The sequence below is a fragment of the Pollutimonas nitritireducens genome (assembly GCF_002849615.1).
In the GTDB taxonomy this organism is placed as follows: Bacteria; Pseudomonadota; Gammaproteobacteria; order Burkholderiales; family Burkholderiaceae_B; genus Pollutimonas; species Pollutimonas nitritireducens.
Window position 1 is genome coordinate 323204 of the sequence record NZ_PDNV01000001.1, and the last position, 15745, is coordinate 338948.

General features: G+C 57.6%; 18 protein-coding genes. 11 read left to right on the plus strand and 7 right to left on the minus strand.

The annotated features are described in order from the left end of the window. The first annotated feature begins 26 nt into the window (after positions 1–26). Genes rplC through rpsQ form a run of 10 tightly spaced genes read left to right on the plus strand, consistent with a single transcriptional unit; the run spans position 27 to position 4783 of the window. The gene (gene rplC, locus CR155_RS01535; protein ID WP_199171644.1) at positions 27–716 is read left to right on the plus strand and encodes a 50S ribosomal protein L3; all 690 of its coding nucleotides are present in this window, start codon (positions 27–29) and stop codon (positions 714–716) included. Between the two features lie 2 nt (positions 717–718). Next, complete coding sequence (gene rplD / locus CR155_RS01540; RefSeq protein ID WP_102068239.1) at positions 719–1339, plus strand: 50S ribosomal protein L4; 621 nt, start codon at positions 719–721, stop codon at positions 1337–1339. Continuing rightward, positions 1336–1632, plus strand: coding sequence for a 50S ribosomal protein L23 (gene rplW, locus CR155_RS01545; protein ID WP_102068240.1), 297 nt, complete (start codon positions 1336–1338; stop codon positions 1630–1632). Before rplD ends, rplW begins: the two co-directional genes overlap by 4 nt. Next, positions 1633–2460, plus strand: a complete 828-nt coding sequence (gene rplB / locus CR155_RS01550) for a 50S ribosomal protein L2 (RefSeq protein WP_073109966.1) — start codon at positions 1633–1635, stop codon at positions 2458–2460. A 12-nt stretch (positions 2461–2472) separates the two neighbouring features. Next, the gene (gene rpsS / locus CR155_RS01555) at positions 2473–2748 is read left to right on the plus strand and encodes a 30S ribosomal protein S19 (RefSeq protein ID WP_073109968.1); all 276 of its coding nucleotides are present in this window, start codon (positions 2473–2475) and stop codon (positions 2746–2748) included. A 3-nt stretch (positions 2749–2751) separates the two neighbouring features. Then, complete coding sequence (rplV, locus tag CR155_RS01560; protein ID WP_102068241.1) at positions 2752–3081, plus strand: 50S ribosomal protein L22; 330 nt, start codon at positions 2752–2754, stop codon at positions 3079–3081. Between the two features lie 9 nt (positions 3082–3090). Beyond that, positions 3091–3879, plus strand: a complete 789-nt coding sequence (rpsC, locus tag CR155_RS01565; RefSeq protein WP_102068242.1) for a 30S ribosomal protein S3 — start codon at positions 3091–3093, stop codon at positions 3877–3879. A gap of 3 nt (positions 3880–3882) precedes the next feature. Next, complete coding sequence (gene rplP / locus CR155_RS01570) at positions 3883–4299, plus strand: 50S ribosomal protein L16 (RefSeq protein WP_073109973.1); 417 nt, start codon at positions 3883–3885, stop codon at positions 4297–4299. 9 nt (positions 4300–4308) lie between these two features. Then, positions 4309–4500: a 50S ribosomal protein L29 gene (gene rpmC / locus CR155_RS01575; RefSeq protein WP_102068243.1), complete on the plus strand. Its 192-nt coding sequence runs from the start codon at positions 4309–4311 to the stop codon at positions 4498–4500. 1 nt (position 4501) lies between these two features. After that, positions 4502–4783: a 30S ribosomal protein S17 gene (gene rpsQ / locus CR155_RS01580; RefSeq protein ID WP_102068244.1), complete on the plus strand. Its 282-nt coding sequence runs from the start codon at positions 4502–4504 to the stop codon at positions 4781–4783. A gap of 124 nt (positions 4784–4907) precedes the next feature. Here the strand turns inward: rpsQ and CR155_RS01585 are convergent, their stop codons facing one another. Further along, the gene (locus CR155_RS01585; protein WP_102068245.1) at positions 4908–6566 is read right to left on the minus strand and encodes an AMP-binding protein; all 1659 of its coding nucleotides are present in this window, start codon (positions 6564–6566) and stop codon (positions 4908–4910) included. A gap of 267 nt (positions 6567–6833) precedes the next feature. On the opposite strand from CR155_RS01585, the gene CR155_RS01590 reads away from it, so the two are divergent. Continuing rightward, on the plus strand, positions 6834–7157 hold the full coding sequence (locus CR155_RS01590; RefSeq protein ID WP_233213823.1) for a hypothetical protein: 324 nt from the start codon (positions 6834–6836) through the stop codon (positions 7155–7157). On the opposite strand, the gene CR155_RS01595 is transcribed toward CR155_RS01590, so the two are convergent. From CR155_RS01595 to CR155_RS01620, 6 genes are all read right to left on the minus strand, one after another. Then, complete coding sequence (locus CR155_RS01595; RefSeq protein WP_102068246.1) at positions 7154–8425, minus strand: OmpP1/FadL family transporter; 1272 nt, start codon at positions 8423–8425, stop codon at positions 7154–7156. The two genes, CR155_RS01590 and CR155_RS01595, sit on opposite strands and share 4 nt — an antisense overlap. Beyond that, positions 8422–10416, minus strand: a complete 1995-nt coding sequence (locus tag CR155_RS01600; protein WP_102068247.1) for a 3-hydroxyacyl-CoA dehydrogenase NAD-binding domain-containing protein — start codon at positions 10414–10416, stop codon at positions 8422–8424. Before CR155_RS01600 ends, CR155_RS01595 begins: the two co-directional genes overlap by 4 nt. Next, positions 10413–11711 (minus strand): acetyl-CoA C-acetyltransferase, encoded by a 1299-nt coding sequence (locus tag CR155_RS01605; protein ID WP_102068248.1) that lies wholly within the window; start codon positions 11709–11711, stop codon positions 10413–10415. Before CR155_RS01605 ends, CR155_RS01600 begins: the two co-directional genes overlap by 4 nt. Positions 11712–11724: 13 nt before the next feature. Then, a complete protein-coding gene (locus CR155_RS01610; RefSeq protein ID WP_102068249.1) occupies positions 11725–14073 on the minus strand; it encodes an acyl-CoA dehydrogenase in 2349 nt (782 codons plus the stop codon). After that, complete coding sequence (locus tag CR155_RS01615; RefSeq protein ID WP_102068250.1) at positions 14070–14762, minus strand: TetR/AcrR family transcriptional regulator; 693 nt, start codon at positions 14760–14762, stop codon at positions 14070–14072. The genes CR155_RS01610 and CR155_RS01615 overlap by 4 nt, the downstream gene beginning before the upstream one ends. A gap of 106 nt (positions 14763–14868) precedes the next feature. Beyond that, positions 14869–15570, minus strand: a complete 702-nt coding sequence (locus tag CR155_RS01620) for a hypothetical protein (RefSeq protein WP_102068251.1) — start codon at positions 15568–15570, stop codon at positions 14869–14871. Positions 15571–15745 lie beyond the last annotated feature (175 nt).

Genomic DNA, 15745 nt, shown 5'->3' on the forward strand with positions numbered 1-15745 from the left:
AATCGCAGTCGGGAATGGAGAAAACGATGTCGAACTCGACACCTACGCCTGCCGCCTATCGGCTGGGGCTGGTTGGGCGCAAAGTCGGCATGACCCGTATTTTCACCGAGGAAGGCGAGTCCATCCCGGTAACAGTACTGGACGTGTCGAACAACCGCGTTACCCAAGTCAAGTCACCAGAAATCGATGGCTACGCGGCAGTGCAAGTTGCCTATGGCACACGTCGCGCTTCACGCGTGACCAAGCCGCAGGCAGGGCATTACGCCAAAGCCGGCGCCGAAGCCGGTAGTATCCTTAAAGAATTCCGTCTAGATCCCACCAAGGCCGCTGAATTTACAGCTGGTTCGGTCGTGGCCGTCGAAAGCGTGTTCGAAGCAGGACAAAAAGTAGACGTGACTGGCACCACGATCGGTAAGGGCTTTGCCGGCACCATCAAGCGCCACCACTTCACCGGGCAACGTAATTCGCACGGTAACTCGCGTTCGCACCGCGTACCAGGTTCCATCGGCCAGGCTCAAGATCCCGGTCGCGTGTTCCCAGGTAAGAAAATGTCGGGTCACCTTGGTGATGCTACCCGTACCGTTCAAAATCTAGACATCGTACGCGTCGACGCGGAACGTGGCTTGCTGTTGGTTAAGGGCGCAGTCCCAGGCCACAAGAACAGCGACGTCATCGTGCGTCCCGCCATCAAGATGTCGGCGAAGAAAGGAGCCTAATCATGGAACTCAAGCTCCTGAATGACCAAGGTCAATCCGCAAGTACGTTCGCTGCTCCTGACACGATTTTCGGTCGCGACTTCAATGAAGCCCTGGTGCACCAAGTCGTCGTGGCCTTCCAGGCCAACGCACGCAGTGGCAACCGGGCCCAGAAGGGCCGCGATACCGTCAAGCACAGCACCAAGAAGCCATGGCGCCAAAAAGGCACAGGCCGTGCCCGTTCCGGTATGACATCCTCGCCTATCTGGCGTGGAGGTGGTCGTGCGTTCCCTAATTCGCCTGAAGAAAACTTCACGCAGAAAGTCAACAAAAAAATGTATCGCGCCGGCATTCGTGCGATTCTTTCCCAGTTGGCTCGCGAAGATCGCATTTCCATCGTCGATACTTTCGTTCTCGATGCGCCCAAAACGAAGTTGGCCGCAGACAAGCTCAAGAGCATGGGCCTCGAATCGGTGCTGATCATTACCGACGTGCTCGACGAAAATCTGTACCTCGCAACACGCAATCTGCCGCATGTTGCCGTGGTTGAACCGCGTTATGCCGATCCGCTGTCGCTGATCCACTACAAGCAAGTGCTGATCACCAAGACGGCTATCGCTCAACTCGAGGAGATGTTGGGATGAACGCCGAACGCTTACTGCAAATAATCCTGGCTCCCATCGTGACTGAAAAAGCCACGTTTGTTGCCGAAAAAAATCAGCAAATCGCTTTCCGTGTCGCTGCCGACGCAAGCAAGCCCGAAATCAAGGCTGCCATTGAACTCTTGTTCAAGGTGGAAGTTGAGTCGGTGCAGGTCTTGAACCGCAAGGGCAAAGAAAAGCGCTTTGGCCGTTTCATGGGTCGCCGCCGTAACGAGCGCAAAGCATATGTTTCGCTCAAGCCCGGTCAGGAACTCGACTTTACGGAGGTGAATTAAATGGCACTCGTAAAAGTCAAGCCGACTTCGCCCGGTCGCCGTGGCATGATCAAGGTGGTTACACCTGGTCTGCATAAAGGCGCTCCCTTCGAAGCTCTGCTCGAAAAACAAACTCGCGGCTCCGGTCGCAACAACAATGGCCACATTACTGTGCGCCATCGTGGCGGTGGCCACAAGCAGCATTACCGTCTCGTCGACTTCCGTCGCAACAAAGACGGCATTCCTGCCAAGGTCGAACGTCTGGAATACGACCCTAACCGCACTGCACACATTGCTTTGTTGTGCTATGCCGACGGCGAGCGCCGCTACATCATCGCTCCTCGTGGCCTGGAAGTAGGCGCAACGCTGTTGTCGGGTCTGGATGCTCCCATCCGCTCGGGCAATACGCTGCCTATCCGCAACATCCCAGTGGGTTCAACCATACACTGCATCGAAATGCTTCCGGGCAAGGGTGCACAAATGGCTCGCTCCGCAGGTGCCTCGGCTGTCCTGATGGCTCGCGAAGGTACTTATGCCCAGGTGCGCTTGCGCTCTGGCGAAGTCCGTCGTGTCCATATCGACTGCCGTGCAACCATCGGTGAAGTCGGAAACGAAGAACACAGCTTGCGTCAAATCGGTAAAGCCGGTGCGATGCGCTGGCGTGGTGTACGTCCTACGGTTCGTGGTGTTGCCATGAACCCGGTCGATCACCCGCACGGTGGTGGCGAAGGCCGCACTGGTGAAGGTCGCGAACCGGTTTCCCCATGGGGCACTCCGGCCAAGGGCTTCAGAACCCGTCGTAACAAGCGCACAGACAATATGATTGTCTCGCGCCGCAAGCGCAAGTAAGGGGCGAACACTATGTCACGTTCGATCAAGAAAGGCCCATTCGTCGACGCGCATTTGATCAAAAAGATCGATGCGGCCGTCGAGGGCAAAGACAAAAAGCCGATCAAAACCTGGTCGCGCCGTTCCACCATCCTGCCCGAGTTTATTGGGCTGACGATTGCTGTGCATAATGGCCGCCAGCACGTTCCCGTGTACGTCAACGAGAACATGGTCGGCCACAAGCTCGGCGAGTTCGCACTGACCCGTACGTTCAAGGGCCATGCTGCGGACAAAAAGTCCAAGAGGTAAGTGATGGAAACTACAGCTATTATCCGTGGAGTCCATATCTCGGCCCAGAAGACACGTCTTGTTGCGGATCTGATCCGTGGCAAGTCAGTTGCCCAGGCGCTGAATATCCTGACATTCACACCCAAGAAAGCCGCGGGTCTGCTCAAGAAAGCTCTTGAGTCCGCGATCGCCAACGCCGAACACAACGACGGCGCCGATATCGATGAACTTAAAGTCACTACGATCTATATTGACAAGGCTCAATCGATGAAGCGTTTTTCCGCCCGTGCAAAAGGCCGCGGTAACCGCATCGAGAAGCAGACTTGCCACATTGTGGTCAAAGTCGGCGCCTAAGGAGCAACAATGGGACAGAAAATACACCCGATTGGGTTCCGCCTCGCGGTTAACCGTAACTGGACTTCGCGTTGGTACGCCGACGACAAGGACTTTGGCGGCATGCTTGCCGAAGACATCCGTGTACGCGAATATCTGAAGAAAAAACTGAAGAGTGCTTCTGTTGGCCGCGTGATTATCGAGCGTCCAGCCAAGAATGCCCGCATTACCATTTACTCGGCTCGTCCGGGCGTGGTAATTGGCAAACGCGGCGAAGACATCGAGAACCTCAAGTCCGATCTGCAGCGCTTGATGGGCGTGCCCGTGCACGTCAATATCGAAGAAATTCGCAAGCCCGAAACCGATGCTCAGCTTGTTGCCGACTCGATTGCCCAGCAGCTCGAAAAACGCATCATGTTCCGCCGCGCCATGAAACGCGCCATGCAGAATGCAATGCGTCTTGGTGCCCAAGGCATCAAGATCATGAGCGCAGGTCGTTTGAATGGTATCGAAATTGCCCGTACCGAATGGTATCGCGAAGGTCGTGTGCCACTGCACACATTGCGCGCCAATATCGACTACGGCACTGCCGAAGCCCAAACAACCTATGGCATCATCGGTATCAAAGTCTGGGTCTACAAGGGTGACATGTTGCCTAACGGCGAAATGCCTCCCGAGACCGCAGCGCCCCGTGATGAAGAGCGTCGTCCGCGTCGTGCGCCCCGTGGCGACCGTCCAGACAGCCGTCGTCCCGCTGGTGCTGCGCGTGGTCGCGGCCCTCGCAAGCCAGACGCCGCGCCGGCGCCTGAAGGAGAATAAAACATGCTGCAACCAGCACGCAGAAAATACCGCAAAGAGCAAAAAGGCCGCAATACGGGCCTGGCTACTCGCGGTGCAGAAGTTTCGTTTGGCGATTTCGGTCTGAAGTCCATCGACCGTGGCCGTCTGACCGCACGCCAAATTGAAGCTGCTCGACGTGCGATCAACCGCCACATCAAACGTGGTGGCCGTATCTGGATCCGTATCTTCCCCGACAAGCCGATTTCGCAGAAACCTGCCGAAGTCCGCATGGGTAACGGTAAGGGTAATCCGGAATACTGGGTCGCAGAAATTCAACCCGGCAAGGTGCTTTATGAAATGGAAGGTGTAAGCGAAGAGCTTGCACGTGAAGCTTTCCGCCTGGCCGCCGCTAAGTTGCCCTTGCGCACGACATTCGTGTCGCGCCACATTGGTGCTTAAGGAGACCTCATGAAAGCCAGCGAACTCCGTTCCAAAGACGCCACCGAGCTCGGTAAAGAGCTCGAGAGCCTGCTCAGAGCACAATTCAACCTGCGTATGCAGCGTGCTACTCAGCAGCTTTCCAACACCAGTCAAATTGGCAAGGTCCGTCGCGATATCGCGCGTGTCCGTACCATCATGACTGAGAACGCAGGAAAGTAAGATGAGCGAAACTCAAAATACCCAGCCAGCCAAACGCCAGCGTACCCTCGTTGGCAAGGTGGTGAGCAACAAAATGGAAAAGACTGTCGTGGTTAGCGTTGAGCGCCGCGTCAAGCACCCCATTTTTGGCAAGATCATTGTGCGCACGAACAAGTACAAAGCGCATGACGAAACGAACCAGTACAACGAAGGTGACATGGTCGAAATCGCAGAAGGTCGTCCGATCTCCCGCGACAAGTCATGGGTTGTCGTACGTTTGCTCGAAGCCTCGCGCGCTATTTAAGTAATGCCCGGAGCAGCGTACGCGCTGCGCCGCCATCACTCTGATACGCCGTAAAAAGAAGCCCCCGATTCGCAAGAGTCGGGGGCTTCTTCCTGGGTCTGGCATCAGCGTCACAGCGCCGCGATCATCGGAGTTCGCGTCGCAGTATCTTGCCCACATTGGTGCGCGGAAAATCGTCCCGGAATTCCACTGACTTGGGTGCCTTGTAGCCGGTAAGCATGCTGCGGCAGTGCTTGATCAGCGCCTCTTCGGTAAGCGTGTCGTTCTTGCGGATGACGAACAGCTTGACGACCTCGCCGGAATGTTCGTCGGGTACGCCAATGGCCGCTGCTTCACGCACGTCGGGGTGCTGCATGGCCACCGCCTCGACTTCATTCGGATAGACATTGAATCCCGACACTAGAATCATGTCTTTCTTGCGGTCCAGAATGAAGATATAGCCCTCGTTATTGACATAGCCAATATCACCGGTGCGCAGGAACCCGTCCGGATCAAACGCTTTCGCAGTCTCATCGGGTCGGTTCCAGTATCCGGGGGTCACCTGTGGCCCGCGCACGCATATTTCTCCACTTTCTCCCAGGGCTAGTTCCTTTCCTTCGTCGTTGCGTATGGATATCTCGGTGGATGGCACCGGCAAACCAATGGAGCCGTCGAACGTGACCTTGTCCAGTGGGTTGATGGTGACAGCAGGAGAGGTTTCGGTGAGGCCGTAGGCCTGGGCCAATGGCTTGCCGGTAGCCCTCAACCAGCGTTGCGCAACGACTTCCTGAACCGCCATCCCGCCGCCGAGAGTGATCCGCAAGGATGAGAAATCCAGTTTGGAAAACTCAGGGTTGTTGAGCAGCGCATTGAACAGTGTATTTACGCCGGTAATTGCCGTGAACTTGACCTTGCCCATGTTCTTGATGAGATCGGGAATGTCGCGGGCATTGATCACAAGCAGGTTCTGCGCACCCAACTTCATGAAGGTCAGGCAGTTGGCCGTGAGCGCAAAGATATGATACATGGGCAGGGCTGTGACGATGCATTCCTTGCCTTCGGTCGTGTATGGCTTGACCCAGGCATGGGCTTGGCACAGGTTCGATACCAAGTTTCCATGCGTGAGCATTGCGCCTTTCGCCACACCGGTAGTACCACCCGTGTACTGCAGGCATGCAAGGTCGCCGTGGGTAAGCGTCACAGGCGTATACCGGGCATTTTTTCCGGCCTTTAGCGCCTGCTTCAGACTGATTGTGCCGGGCAGCTTCCAGGCTGGAACAAGTTTCTTTACGTGTCGCACAACGAGATTGGTAATTGCACCTTTTACCGTCCCCAGCATTTCGCCTATCGACGTAACCACGATATGTCTGATGGCCGTATTGGGCAGCGCTTTTTCCAGGGTGGCGGCAAAGTTTTCAGCGATGATAATGGTCGTAGCGCCCGAGTCCGCTAGCTGGTGCGTCAATTCGGCGGGCGTATACAAGGGATTGGTATTGACGACCACAGCGCCCGCGCGTAGTGCACCGAACAGGCAGATTGGATACTGCAGCACGTTGGGCAGCATCAAGGCCACACGGTCGCCTTTCTGCACGCCGATCGCATGCAGCCATGCAGCGAAGTGGCGCGAATGGGCGTCCAGCTCGCCGTAGCTCATCCTCGTACCCATGCTGATGTAGGCGGTGGCCCCGGAAAATCGTGCACAGCTTTCCTCGAACATGGCTACAAGCGAACTATAAGCGTTCGCCTGCTCGGTGATGTCGCCAGGTATGCCGGGCGGGTAATGATCAAGCCAGATGCGTTCCATGGTGTGTCCCCATTCTGTTATATCTATCCGGGCAGGGCCGTGCTCTTGCGACCTGGCCTCCGGCATTCATGCAGCAAGTGCGCGCACCGTCTCGCTCTGCTTCTCTTAGCATAACCGACGGCCCCCTGGCTGACGTCGACATCCAATTTCACTCACGCGCAGGACTGTTAGTTGCTGTTGGCGCAGACTTGGCGCGCCGGCATGGTGCAAATGCCGTCCGGATGGCTCCATACCATCACAACTTCCGAAGCAAGGAGCGCAAGCATTGTGTTGAATGATCCCCTGGTGCTTATTTTGATGTATTTCGTTGTGCCCCTTTGGCTGGCCGCTGGATTTGCCGACTGGTTATGCCATCGCGCAAGCCATATTGAAACGACATCGGGGCCCAAAGAGTCGGTATTTCATCTACTGCAGTTCGGTGAGGTGAGCCTTGGCCTGTTGGCCGCGATTTTTCTCGAGATCAACGCCGGCATAATCGCATTCATAATGCTTATGTTTGTCGTACACGAGGCCACCGCATTGTGGATGCCAGGCATCGTTAGCGAGACAACGTCCGCTGTTGTCTCGCGCCTTTGCCGGGTATCGGATTAGAAGCGATGCGATACTTGTACCCCGATCAGGTTGGCATTCGAATCGTAGTTGCCGCGAACGGTTCCTTTGGTTGGGTCCGTATCGTTATTAATTGACGTGTTCTTGAGAAACAAATGGGTGTATCCCACGTCCACGGTCGTCCGGTCGTTGACGTTGTATTGCGCACCCACGGAGACCCAATAGCGGTTGTTGTCCGGCAGCGATGTGGGACGGTAGGTGTCGGAGTCGACAGGAGACTGGTCCCAAGCGAGGCCGCTCTTGAGCGTCCACTGCTGGTTCAGCCTGTAGTTGGCGCCCAGGGCCACACGCCACGTGTCGCGGAATCGTAGGTCCAGACTGTCTTGCCCAAGCGGGCCGTTATCAATGTCCAGGGACTTGATACTGCTCCAACCCGTCCATGAAACGTCTGCAAGAAGCTGCCATTTGCTGTTCAGGTCATGCACTACGCTGAATATGGCGGTGTCCGGTAATTCCACGGAGGTGGCGGCATTCACGCTGCGGGCAGGTATTGGCGCCGGCACGCTTTGATTGGTCAACTTGGTAGAACCATCCGGGTCGATCTTGACCTTGGACCGATAAGACAGGCCGATACGGGTTTCCGGTGTGACTTGGTACTGAGCACCCAGGTTCCAGCCCCAGCCGTCCCCCTTGAGCTTGACCGTAGCGTCAAGATCGCCCATGTATCCAACGGGACCCATTGCAGGTACGGCCCGGCTGAACTCGGCATCCAGGTACATCCAATTGACACCGGCGCCCAGCGAAAGACGGTCGTTGACCTTGTAAGCGATCGAGGGATTCACGTTAACGGTCTTGATTTCGAACTTTTTGGAGTGATACCGCCCTGTCCAGTTGCCGTCCTCGTATTCGGTCATCAAGCCGAATGGCGCACCGACGCCCAGGCCAAGGTACCAACTTGGCGTAAGTTCCCACGACATGTAGGCATTGGGCACGACGGCCCAGGAGCCGGCATCGCCGCCATTCGGGCCCGTTGCGCCGGGTACCCTGCTGCCCTCGTTGTCGAACTTGAACGATGGGCGGATTGCCGTTAGCCCGCCTGAAACATTGACGCCCTGCAGGCGCGTCATCCCAGCGGGATTGTAGTAAATGGTGCTGGCGTTTTCCGCTATTGCGCCCGAACCCGCATAGGCGTTACCTAGTCCGCTGGCGTTTTGCTCCATGATCTGGAACCCTGCCGCATGAGCATTTGCCGCGGCAAGTCCGGCTACGACTGCGGAAATAATGCGTATCGACGAAACTACCTTTTTCATTTGTCACCTCCAGTTGAGTCGTTTTTATATGTATGTTGCGTGATCGGCTGCCGGGCTCCGACTCTTTTGTTGTAATGCAGCGGTCCCCCAGTAAACGGGGCGAACCCTGTGCCAAAAATTACCCCGGCGTCAGCAAGATCGGAATCGTCTACGATGCCGCAGTTTACCTGTTCCTGTGTCTTATCGATCAGCGGAGTAATGAGTCGTTGTTCAAGCCCGGCGGGAATAGGTCCGCTTTGCTGTTTCACGGGTTTGTTGTCTTTCCATTGATAAAAGCCCCGGCCCGTTTTACGGCCCAGCTCCTGGCGGGCCAGGTGAGTTTCCAGGCAGACAGGTGTGCTGGCCTGGCCTGTCAGATGTTGACCGGCGTCCCGCGCGATATCCAGGCCCACGGTATCGATGAGTTCTATCGGGCCCATCGGCATGCCGAAAGCCACCATTGCGGCGTCGATGGTTTCGGGCCGAATACCTTCATCAACGCAGCGCATGGCCTCGAGCATGTAGGGTGCAAGTACGGCATTGACCAGAAAACCGGGTGTACTTCGAACCGGCAGCGGCAGCTTGTCGATCTGGCCGACGAAGGCATGCGTGGCGATTAAGACGTCGGGGTCCGTTTCCGGCGTTTCAACCACCTCGACCAGTGGCATCTTGGCCACAGGATTGAAAAAGTGAATGCCGACCAGCCGTTGCGGCGACTGCAGGCCATTGCGTAGTTCTTCAATGGAAATACTGGAGGTATTCGTGGCCAGGATGGCGCCGGGTTTCATTAGCGGCTCGATCTGTGCGTAAAGACCGCGCTTGATTTCGGCATTTTCAGTAATGGCTTCGATCACCACATCGGCGCGCCGCAGCCCTTTGCCATTCAGGTCGGGTATGAGGCGGTCGGCGGCGGCGCGCGCTTCACGAGGAATTTTCTTTTTTTGTTTAAACAAGGCGTTGGCGCGACCCTGCGCAACGGCGATCCGGCTGCGATCCTGATCCTGGAGGGTTACCGTCAGGCCCTTCAAGGCGCACCAGGCGGCGATATCTCCGCCCATGACGCCGGCACCGATGATATGCACGTGTTCAACAGGCGGGGCGTCGCGTCCTTTCTTACCTAAGCCCTTGAGCCTTTCCTGGAGGCCGAATACTCTCACTAGATTCCGGGCCGTGTCTGAACGTATCAGGCGATCGACCAGCTCGGGCGCCTGCAGGGCATTGCCGTCTTGCTTGGCCCATATTTCCAGTATGGCGCGGGGCGCGAGATAGTGGTGGTGTGGATCACGGGTATTCAGTTTCTTGGCTGTCTGCCTCGCAACCAGCGAACGCAGCGGCCGCATGTTAAGCCACGCACCCAGGCCGCGCGCTTTATGCGGGGGCTTGCCGCTGACCACCAGCCTGGCAGCGGCCTGTGTCATAAGGCGTGGCGCCACGATCCCATCGGACAGGCCTGTCTTGGCCGCCTTGCGTGCATCCTGAGGCTTTCCGCTCAGCATCATGTCGAGCGCGAGCGGCGCACCTATGGTTTGCGGGAGCCGGCGCATGCCGCCCCAGCCCGGAAAGATGCCGAGCATGACTTCGGGCAGGGACAAGGAAGTGCCGGGATGGTCCACGACCAGGCGGTATCGGCAGGCCAGGGCCAGCTCCAGCCCTCCCCCGAGGCAATGGCCCTGTATCAGCGCAAGCGTTGGATACGGTACTGCAGCCAGGCGGTTGAACAAGTGCCAGCCGCGCGAAACCAGTTCGGTGGCCTTTTGAGCCGTGTCCAGCCCGGCAAATTCATTGATATCGGCCCCGGCAATGAAGCCGGCGTCTTTGGTCGAGTGAATGATCAGGCCGGCCGGCAGCTTGCGGTCGAAATGGTCCAAGACTTGGCTCAATTCTTCCATGACCTCCGCTGACAAGCGGTTTACCGGGCTGTCGGCACAGTCGATGGCCAGCCACGCCAGTTTATTGGCGTCGACCTTGCAACTGAAATGACGAAGGCCTAGTGTGTCGAAATCGCTAGTCATGTTTCCGCCTTTGTGTCGCAGGTTTCTATCAGCATGGCGCCACCCTGGCCGCCTCCTATGCAGATCGTGGCAATGCCGCGTTTCAGATTCCTTGCGCGCAGCGCATTCAGCAGATGCAGCACGATGCGCGCGCCCGACGCGCCGACCGGATGGCCCAGGGCAATGGCCCCGCCATCCACATTCAGGCGGCCAAGGTCAAGCAAACCGAGCGCATTGCGACCCAGGTTCTCCTGGCACCAGCTTTCATCGTTCCAAGCGGCGACGCACCCGAGCACCTGGGCCGCAAAGGCCTCGTTCATTTCCCACAGGTCCAGGTCATTGAGCCCAAGCTGATGACGTTCGAGTATGGGCGTTGATGCATGCACTGGACCCAGTCCCATGGTGGCAGGGTCCAGGCTGGCCCATTGCGCATCGCTGATGCATCCCAGCGGCTCGAGCTGATAGCGATCGACGGCGTCTTGCGAAGCGAGCAGCAGCAAGGCTGCTCCGTCGGTTACCTGCGAGCTGTTGCCGGCCGTTATGTTGCCCCAGGGTTTGTCGAACACCGGCTTGAGATTGGCCAGCTTGGCGGGCGTCGAATCTTCGCGTATGCCATCGTCCTCGGCATACAGCTGACCCTTTTGGTCCACCAGCGGGACGATTTCGTGAAATGCCCCGGCGCGTTGCGCGGCCAGCGCACGCATGTGGCTCTCGGCGGCATAAGCATCCATCTGCTGCCGACTCAGTCCGAAGCGATGTGCGATGTTCTCTGCCGTCTGGCCCATCGACAGGCCCACGACCGGGTCGGTAAGGCCCTTGAGCAGGCCGATGACGGGTGCCAGGTACCCGGGGCGCAGGGTTGTCAGCGTGGCCAGTTTTGCGCTCAGGCTGCGGCTTTTCCCCCAGGCCGCAAGCCATTGGACCATCTCGTCCGTGAACAATATAGGGGCCCGCGACAGCGCGTCGACGCCACCGGCCAAAACGAGTTTCGAACGGCCGGTCTGGATGGCCATCACGCCTGAATCCAGCGCCTGCATGCCCGATGCGCAGTTGCGCATCACGGTCCAGGCCGGCACCTTGTAGCCGCAACCCATCCTCAGGGAAATCACCCGCCCGATATTGGTTTCATCCGGCGAAGGTGCGGCACAACCGATAATCACTTCGTCCAGATCGGTCGGATTGAATGGCTGCCTCAGCAGTAATTCGCGTCCGGTTTGAACGGCCAGATCGGACGCGGCAAACGGGCCAGGCGCATTGCGGGCCTTAAGGAAAGGGCTGCGGGCCCCATCTACAATATATACCGGTGCAAAAGCCATTGCGCGATGTTCCTTATGCAACGTTGCGTTCGGGCGCGGGCGCTTGCTGGCTGGCGCTACGCAGGTCAAAGGGGAAATCGTCCACGGCAATGACACGGTCTCGCAATGCGTTGCGCAGGCGGACCGATTCATATTCGTCGTCCGTAATGCCGCCGGCGGCATGTACCGCTTGCGCGATATCCCGCACATTCGCCGCGGGATTGTTGTCGAGCTGGCCCGTCTTTTCGAACTGCCGGATCTTGCGGTCTATGGACTCGGTGCCCACGCTGGCCATGAACGCGGCTTCGATGACGCCGATGGGTTCGTTGGTGTCCTGGGGGACGTAACAGTCGTGGGTAAGGCGATCGCGGGCGGCGCCCGGCTTGGTCAGCAGGCGCGCCACTGCCTGGCCGAGTTCGTCGGAAGGCGGCGCCACGGGGTGCCCGAACGGAAATACCAGCATGCGCAAACCCCAGGCAACGGCGCGATTGGGGAAGTTCTTCAGTACGCCTTCAATAGCTTCCTGCAGCTTGTACATGGCATCCTGGATAGCCCAATGTGCCAGGGAAGCATCGTCGGCCTGGCGGCCGTCGTCGTCAAAGCGCTTGAGCGTTGCCGAGATGAGATACATCTGCGACAGGATGTCGCCCATTCGGGCCGAGAGACGTTCGCGCCTTTTCAGCGATCCACCCAGCACCAGCATGGAAGTATCGGCGAAAACCGCGAATGCGCTGGAATAGCGGTTCAGCAGTCGGTAATAGACTTGCATTTCAGGTGCGACATCAGCGTCGATCCAGCTGAAACGGCCTGCTGTCAGAGCAAGGCCCAGTGAGCGAAACACATTGCCCATGGTGTAGCGGACGTGGCCGCACAACGCCTGGTCGAAGTCATGCAAGGCCTTTTCGGGGTCGGCATGATTCGCCGCGTGCAATTCGGCCAGCACGTAGGGATGGCAACGTATGGCACCCTGGCCGAATATGATCAGGCTTCGGGTCAAAATATTGGCGCCCTCAACGGTGATCCCCACTGGAATCTGTTGGTAGGCGCGTCCCAGGAAATTTTGCGGCCCCAGGCAAATGCCTTTTCCACCGATAATATCCATGCCGTCATTGACAACACTGCGGCCGCGTTCGGTCAGATGATATTTGACAATAGCTGAGACGACGGACGGTTTTTCCCCGAGATCAACGGCCACCGCCGTCATGCTGCGTGCTGCGTCAATGAGGTAGGTGTTGCCGCCTATACGGGCCAGCGCTTCTTCGACGCCTTCGAATTTGCCGATGGGAGTACGAAATTGAGTGCGCACCAGGCAATATGCACCCACGGCCCGTGATGTCATCTTTGCCATACCGGTGAATGAAGATGGCAGCGAGATCGATCGGCCGGCGGCAAGACTTTCCATCAGCATGCGCCATCCCTGGCCGGCCATTTGCGGGCCCCCTATGATGAAGTCGAGTGGCATGAAGACGTTCGTGCCCCGGGTGGGACCGTTCATGAACATCGCGTCCAGCGGGAAATGGCGACGGCCTGTCTCGACGCCCGGATGGGTGGCGGGGACCAGTGCGCAGGTAATGCCGATATCTTTCTTGGTTCCGAGCAGACCTTCGGGGTCATACAGCCGGAATGCCAGCCCCAGGAGCGTGCACACCGGTGCCAGTGTGATGTAGCGCTTGTCCCAGGTTACGCGCATGCCCAGCACTTCACGCCCCTGCCATTGCCCCATGCAAACGATGCCGCTGTCCGGTATGGCTGCCGCGTCCGATCCTGCCCACGGACTGGTCAGCGCGAAAGCCGGAATTTCCTCTCCGATTGCCAGCCGCGGCAAGTAGTGGCTTTTCTGTTCGTCGGTGCCGTAGTGCAAGAGCAACTCGGCGGGCCCCAGCGAGTTGGGAACCATTACCGATACAGAAAGCGCGGAGTTGCGGGTGGACAGTTTGGTGATCACTTGCGAATGGGCAAGCGCCGAAAAGCCGCGGCCGCCATACTCCTTCGGGATGATCAGGCTCAAGAAACGGTTTTCCTTGATGTATTGCCAGAGTTCTTGCGGCATGTCGTGCAATTCACGCGTTACGTGCCAGTCATCGATCATTGCGCAAGCAACTTCCACCTCGTTGTCCAGGAAGTCGCGCTCTTCCTGCGTCAGTGTCGGTTTCGGTATGGCGTGCAGCTTGGACCAATCAGGCTTGCCGCGGAACAGTTCGGCTTCCCACCATACCGTGCCTGCCTCGATGGCATCGCGTTCTGTGTCGGACATTTGCGGCATGATGCGCCGGTATAGCGCAAGCATGCGGCGTGATATCAAGGCGTGGCGTAGCGGCCTTACGCCCAATACGATGACGATGCCAGCGGCAATGACGGTCATTGTCAATAGAAAAGTACTCATGCGACATTCCTTTGTTCAGGGCTCTTGAGCGTGCCAGGCAAAGGAGCGCGCAGGCCGCCTAGCAAGAAGCTCAATAGACGGGCAAGCAACATTTCCGCATCGCTTGCATCGCCGGATTCGGGTTTGGGCCAGTTCATGGCCAGGCGCAAGGTTTCGGTGCCTGAGATGGCATACGAGGTGGCCCCGAGCATGAAATGAAAGCGCCAGACGATTTCGTCTTCAGGCACGTCCGGCAATGACTTGAGCAAGGCCTGCTTGAAGCGCTCGATAACGCCGGTGTGTTCGTCGATGAACATGGTACGGATGAATCCGCCGGGGTCCGACATGCTTCGCTCGAGCAGCGGCACGAAAGCTTTCTGGCCGTGGCTCGCGCGGGTTGCATGGCGAACCAGGGGGCCGAAAAACGACTCCACGATTTGAGATGGTTTGAGCGGCTGGCCCTGTGCTGCGTCTTCGAGCGCATTAAGGAGGTCAAGGCGTTCCTGGTTCAATGCCGCCAGCCGACGCTGGAAAACGGCATGCACAAGTCCATCTTTGGAGCCGAAGTGGTAATTGACCGCCGACAAGTTGACACCAGCGGCCGCAGTAATCTGCCGCATGGATGTATTGTCGTGCCCCTGGTCCGCAAACAACTGTTCAGCGGCATCAAGAATGACGGTACGAGTGGGGTTCGCGCGGTGTAAAGACATAGGCTCTAATTCAAACGTTTGTTTGAATGTACGCGCTATCACTGCAAAATGAAAGCAGTGTTTACACTAGGCCCCTGTCCAAGGGGCAGCCTGGGGCGTACGCGTCCTAGAAGTAATATGAAACGCCAATATACAGCGCTGGTATGAATTTGTATTTCTCGACCTTGTCGTTGAACTCGCCGAACTGTTCATTGATGGCGCGGTCGGTCGCGGACGCATTGATCTGACGGGCCAAGTCGTAGGTCGGACCGGAGACGTCATACGAGGTCTTGGGTTTGCCAGCGTAATACACGCCCAGATCCGCCACAAAACCCCAAGTGTTGGCTTTTTGTTGTGAGACATTGAGGCCATAGCCAATACCGATATAAGGAGTCAGCGCGCGGTACTTGGCTCTGGCTGTGTAGGTGTCGCCCGCGCCCAGCTTCAATGTGTTTCCGTTCAGGCGGATGCCATTGGCATCACCCGTCAGCTCGGTGTTGCGCCATGTCAGGCCACCGGTCAGGCGAAAGCCATTGTCTGCCGGAAACCAATCCAGAAAAATGCTGGCATTGTCATTCTTCAGTTTGCCTGAATAGTCGACCGAACCGGCGGTAAAGTCACGATTGAGCGAACCGATGGTCGTAACTTCACCGCGCAAGGTGAATGCCGGATTCAGTCCATAGGCATAGCCGACGCCGGCACCCAGGAAGCCAGCTTTGGCATAAACGCTATGCTTGGCATCCTGGCCGGACGAGGATTGTGAAAAGGCAGGTGCGCAAAGCAGGCCGGACAAGGCGGCCGCACAAAATGATTTCGAGATAAGGGTCATGATAGGACAGCTGTAGAAGAGGGGAGAGGGACAGCGGGAAACCAAAGTGTAGAACGGTCGATACGAAATCAATCGGTCTAAAAGGCAATGGCATTGTGTCCTGCTCCGCGCTTAGACGCAGCTTCCGGTCTACGCCTTGAGCGGCGTAAACCGGACTTCTACAGAGCCCGTATAG

Coding starts and splice junctions, on each gene's coding strand:
- rplB (WP_073109966.1), top strand. CDS start 1,633: ATGGCACTCGTAAAAGTCAAGCCGACTTCGCCCGGTCGCCGTGGCATG.
- CR155_RS01610 (WP_102068249.1), bottom strand. CDS start 14,073: ATGAGTACTTTTCTATTGACAATGACCGTCATTGCCGCTGGCATCGTC.
- rpsC (WP_102068242.1), top strand. CDS start 3,091: ATGGGACAGAAAATACACCCGATTGGGTTCCGCCTCGCGGTTAACCGT.
- CR155_RS01595 (WP_102068246.1), bottom strand. CDS start 8,425: ATGAAAAAGGTAGTTTCGTCGATACGCATTATTTCCGCAGTCGTAGCC.
- CR155_RS01605 (WP_102068248.1), bottom strand. CDS start 11,711: ATGGCTTTTGCACCGGTATATATTGTAGATGGGGCCCGCAGCCCTTTC.
- rplC (WP_199171644.1), top strand. CDS start 27: ATGTCGAACTCGACACCTACGCCTGCCGCCTATCGGCTGGGGCTGGTT.
- rplD (WP_102068239.1), top strand. CDS start 719: ATGGAACTCAAGCTCCTGAATGACCAAGGTCAATCCGCAAGTACGTTC.
- rplP (WP_073109973.1), top strand. CDS start 3,883: ATGCTGCAACCAGCACGCAGAAAATACCGCAAAGAGCAAAAAGGCCGC.
- CR155_RS01585 (WP_102068245.1), bottom strand. CDS start 6,566: ATGGAACGCATCTGGCTTGATCATTACCCGCCCGGCATACCTGGCGAC.
- rpsQ (WP_102068244.1), top strand. CDS start 4,502: ATGAGCGAAACTCAAAATACCCAGCCAGCCAAACGCCAGCGTACCCTC.
- CR155_RS01615 (WP_102068250.1), bottom strand. CDS start 14,762: ATGTCTTTACACCGCGCGAACCCCACTCGTACCGTCATTCTTGATGCC.
- rpsS (WP_073109968.1), top strand. CDS start 2,473: ATGTCACGTTCGATCAAGAAAGGCCCATTCGTCGACGCGCATTTGATC.
- rpmC (WP_102068243.1), top strand. CDS start 4,309: ATGAAAGCCAGCGAACTCCGTTCCAAAGACGCCACCGAGCTCGGTAAA.
- CR155_RS01620 (WP_102068251.1), bottom strand. CDS start 15,570: ATGACCCTTATCTCGAAATCATTTTGTGCGGCCGCCTTGTCCGGCCTG.
- rplV (WP_102068241.1), top strand. CDS start 2,752: ATGGAAACTACAGCTATTATCCGTGGAGTCCATATCTCGGCCCAGAAG.
- rplW (WP_102068240.1), top strand. CDS start 1,336: ATGAACGCCGAACGCTTACTGCAAATAATCCTGGCTCCCATCGTGACT.
- CR155_RS01600 (WP_102068247.1), bottom strand. CDS start 10,416: ATGACTAGCGATTTCGACACACTAGGCCTTCGTCATTTCAGTTGCAAG.